The sequence below is a fragment of the Collinsella sp. OM07-12 genome (genome assembly GCF_003438275.1).
Taxonomy (GTDB): domain Bacteria; phylum Actinomycetota; class Coriobacteriia; order Coriobacteriales; family Coriobacteriaceae; genus Collinsella.
Map to the genome: position 1 here is coordinate 1 of NZ_QSTQ01000041.1, position 3,575 is coordinate 3,575.

The following is a 3,575-nucleotide window of genomic DNA, read 5'->3' on the forward strand; positions in this document are numbered from 1 at the left end:
TTTGGAAGTTCGCGAAGCCCACTTCTCAAAACCAAGCACCCCGCCCCGGGTCTCGTCTGTGTATTTCCCGCTGAGCGAGCTATAGATGCCATGCACCGATGCGCTAAAGCGGCGACTTGAAATTGGTGCTATATTTAGCTCGAGTTGTTAAGTGTTAGTACGGGAGTCTGATATGGGGCTGTTCAAGAAGAAAAACCCGCAGGATGCCTTTGATCCCGATGTGTTTACCATCACGGACACGATTTTGGACCCGCCGCGCTTTACGTTTTTGCCGGCTATCTACCAGGATGCCACGCGTCGCAAGTGGGCCGTGCATCAGCGCGGCGCGACCCCGAGGATTTTTGACTACGCGGATGTGCTGCAGTGCGAGGTGGTGGAAGCTGGCAATCCTGAGGCCGAAGAAGTGGCCTCGAAACAAGAATTTGCCCAGCGTATTCTGGCAAATCCTGCCAAGGCGGCAAAAATAAATGCGGCAAAGCGTAATATGTGTCTTGGTATGGGCGTTATTGTGGCGGTTCAGACGGGAAAAGACGAGGTTTCCAACTTAGAGATTCCCGTTATGACCGATGAAGTCAAACGCGATTCAAGCCTGTATAAGTCGTATCGGAATGTCGCCGAGAAGATCAAGGCCGAATTTGATGCCATGGGTGGTCTGGCCTAATTTTGGCGACATACGTTTCTGAACGAGGAGTCTGTGCAATGGCAGGCGAATCTTATGCAATTCCCCCCAAAGATCGTGCTGTCGAGGGGATTCTTTGGTATATCCAGCACCATCAGCTTGCCGGCGGCGACCGCCTGCCGGCCGAGCGCGTGCTGTGCGAAGAGATTGGCGTTTCGCGTACGGCGTTGCGCGCCGGTATCACGCGGCTCATCTCGTGTGGAACGCTCGAGAGCCGTCGCGGATCGGGTACGTATGTGTGTCCTCCCAAACCGCTCAATATCTTTCAGGAAACGTATAACTTCTCCGATGCTGTGCGGACTGCCGGCCTGCACCCCTCTTCTCGTCTGGTTTCCACCGGGGCCATCGAGGCGGATGAGGCGCTTGCCGACAAGCTTGGGGTTGCTGTAGGCGCTCCTTTGCTCCGCATGCAGCGTGTTCGACTTATTGAGGGCGAGCCGGCGTCAATCGAGACGGCTCACGTTAACCTGTCCCTGTGCCCCGCGCTTCCCGATCACGATTTTGAGTGTGAGAGCCTTTACGATGTCTTGCTCAAAGAAGGTGGCGTGCGCGTTGAGCATGGACGTGAGCATATCTCCATCTCGCGTTTGAACGCCGAAGAGGCCGAGTTGCTCCAGCAAGAAGAGGGAACGCCGGTGTTCTATGAGAGCACGATAGAATTTGATAAGGACATGCGTTTTGTGGAGCATTGCAAATCGGTGATTTTGCCCACAAAGTTCCGCTTTGCCGATAACGGCGAAAAGAACGGCATGAGGAGCGTGGCAGGTGAACAATGGCTGAAACAGTAGATGCCACCCCGGTTTATATGCGCATTCGACGCCGCATCGAGGAGCGTATCGAGCGCGGTATATATCCTGCGGGTTCCATGATTCCGTCCGAAAAGGACCTCGCCGAGGAATTTGGTACGACGCGCTTGACCATCCGAAGCGCTGTCGATGAGCTGGTTCGGCGTGGGCAGATTCGACGCGTCCGCGGAAAGGGCGCGTTTGTGGCACAGAAAGTGCCCGTTGCCTACGAGCGAACGGGAGGCTTTCGCGAATCGGTTCGTGCTTCGGGCGGCGAGCCGTCCGTCCGCATCCTCGCGCGTTCCAAGCGTTATGCGGGCCCATATTATGCCAACCTGTTTGGTATTGCCGAGGACGATTTACTGTATTCGATTCGGCGTTTGAACTGCGTCAACGGCGATCCCGTATTGATTGAGATGGCGTTCATCCCGTGCCTGCTGTTTCCCACAATCGAAGATATTGACGTGTCGGTCTTCAGTTTGTACGAGACCTATGAGATGTTGGGCCGAAAGCCGGTCATGGCACAGGAAAAGCTCGATATCGAAGCGCTGGGCGCGCGAGATGCCGGCCTGCTTGGACTGGAGCAGGGCGATCTTGCCTTGACGCTTGAGTGCGTGAGCTTCGATGCGAGCGGCCAGGCGATCGAGTACGTCAAGTCGTTTAACCGCGGTGATGCGGGTGGATATACCTATACGTACTAGCTGGTTTTTTGCATAACGGGCTGAAAGCTGACGGAATTTTGATTCGTTGAGCAGACTGCATATACAACCTTACATGGCTCAAAATCGACCGTTCGCCGATGGGGATAAATTAATCGACAAAGAGGTATCAAAAAGCCGTAACCTGTAACTGTGATTGGTATCAAATACTAATGATTTGTTACGAGGTGAGACGATGAAGATGCTCGATTACGTTCAGCTTGCCCATGTGCGTATGGGAGAGAATCTCGAGCGTTCGTCTGAGCTGGTAGCGCAGCTTGTTGATATTTTCCAGTCCGGTTCTTTTGACGCGCTGCGCATCGTTGCTTCGGGTTCGTCGCGCCATGCCGCCGATTGCGCCCGCGATTACCTGCAAGATGCCCTGCAAATGCAGGTGTCCGTTGTGACGCCCGAGGCCTTCGTCGATTTTGAACACACCTATCCGCAGCATGCGCTCAACATTGCCGTTTCGCAGAGCGGCTATTCGACCAATACGATCGCGGCTCTTGATTACATGCGCGCGCACGATATGGCTGCAGTTGCGCTCACGGCAAACGTCGAGGCACCCATCAAGGAACACGCTGACATCGTTCTTGACTACGGTGTGGGTGTCGAGTCGGTGGACTTTGTGACTCTGGGCGTCGAGGTTCTCGTTGAGTACCTGGTGCTCTTTGGTATTTACTGTGGTCAGGCGCGCGGAACGATTGGCGCCAAGGGCGTTGCCCAGCGTCTTGACGACCTGTGCGAGGCTATCCAGGCCAATGCCGTGATGTGCAAGATCGCCGAGGCATATGTCCAAGACCACATGCTCGAGCTTTCTGAGCACATGCCCGCGATGGTCGTCGGCAACGGCCCCAACTATGGCGTTGCCGAAGAAGCGGCCCTCAAGCTAAGCGAGACCATCAAGATTCCTGCCATGCATCACGAGGGCGAGGAGTTCGTCCACGGTCCCGAGATGCAGATAACCCCAGGCTACCTGGTGTTTATCGTCGACGATCCGCAGGGGTCGGAGCGTCTTGCGAATATCGCCGATGCGCTATCGAACGTTACGACAAAAACGGTGCTGCTCACGGCCCATCCCAAGGGTGGGGCTCACGAGGTTGTGGTGCCTCAGGTGGCTCCGCTGCTCAGCGCAATTCCCAATCTCGTGTTCTTCCAGACGATTGCGGCAATAATCGCCGAGCGTCTGAAGTCATGGGACGTTCACCCGTATCTCGATGCCGTCTCCAAGCAAATGGAGGTCAAGGCAGAGGGCTACGAAGAGTCAGTCAATGCGCTTAAGGCCAAAGCGGCTGAGTGTTACGGAATATAAGCGGGTTTTGATGCCCGTTGACATGGGGGATGTGGAAACAACCCCAGAAAGGAGAGACAAATGAAGGAAACCGAGAAGATCGAGATCATGCATTTCGACCA

The 3,575-nt window shown here is 55.0% G+C and carries 4 protein-coding genes; all 4 read left to right on the forward strand.

Going from position 1 to position 3,575, the window contains the following annotated elements:
* The first annotated feature begins 172 nt into the window (after positions 1-172).
* The 4 genes from DXB98_RS09895 to DXB98_RS09910 all read left to right on the forward strand — a co-directional run bounded on the left by DXB98_RS09895 (position 173) and on the right by DXB98_RS09910 (position 3,474).
* The gene (locus DXB98_RS09895) at positions 173-661 is read left to right on the forward strand and encodes a hypothetical protein (protein ID WP_117744000.1); all 489 of its coding nucleotides are present in this window, start codon (positions 173-175) and stop codon (positions 659-661) included.
* 38 nt (positions 662-699) lie between these two features.
* Positions 700-1,467: a GntR family transcriptional regulator gene (locus DXB98_RS09900; RefSeq protein ID WP_117744001.1), complete on the forward strand. Its 768-nt coding sequence runs from the start codon at positions 700-702 to the stop codon at positions 1,465-1,467.
* Positions 1,452-2,165 (forward strand): GntR family transcriptional regulator, encoded by a 714-nt coding sequence (locus tag DXB98_RS09905; RefSeq protein WP_117744002.1) that lies wholly within the window; start codon positions 1,452-1,454, stop codon positions 2,163-2,165. Before DXB98_RS09900 ends, DXB98_RS09905 begins: the two co-directional genes overlap by 16 nt.
* 193 nt (positions 2,166-2,358) lie before the next feature.
* Positions 2,359-3,474 carry an SIS domain-containing protein gene (locus DXB98_RS09910; protein ID WP_117744003.1) on the forward strand — a complete coding sequence of 372 codons (1,116 nt, stop codon included), beginning with the start codon at positions 2,359-2,361 and terminating at the stop codon, positions 3,472-3,474.
* Positions 3,475-3,575: the final 101 nt, after the last annotated feature.

Bases quoted from the DNA above. Each gene is read 5' to 3' on its own strand.
- DXB98_RS09895 (WP_117744000.1), top strand. From the start codon at position 173: ATGGGGCTGTTCAAGAAGAAAAACCCGCAGGATGCCTTTGATCCCGAT.
- DXB98_RS09900 (WP_117744001.1), top strand. From the start codon at position 700: ATGGCAGGCGAATCTTATGCAATTCCCCCCAAAGATCGTGCTGTCGAG.
- DXB98_RS09905 (WP_117744002.1), top strand. From the start codon at position 1,452: ATGGCTGAAACAGTAGATGCCACCCCGGTTTATATGCGCATTCGACGC.
- DXB98_RS09910 (WP_117744003.1), top strand. From the start codon at position 2,359: ATGAAGATGCTCGATTACGTTCAGCTTGCCCATGTGCGTATGGGAGAG.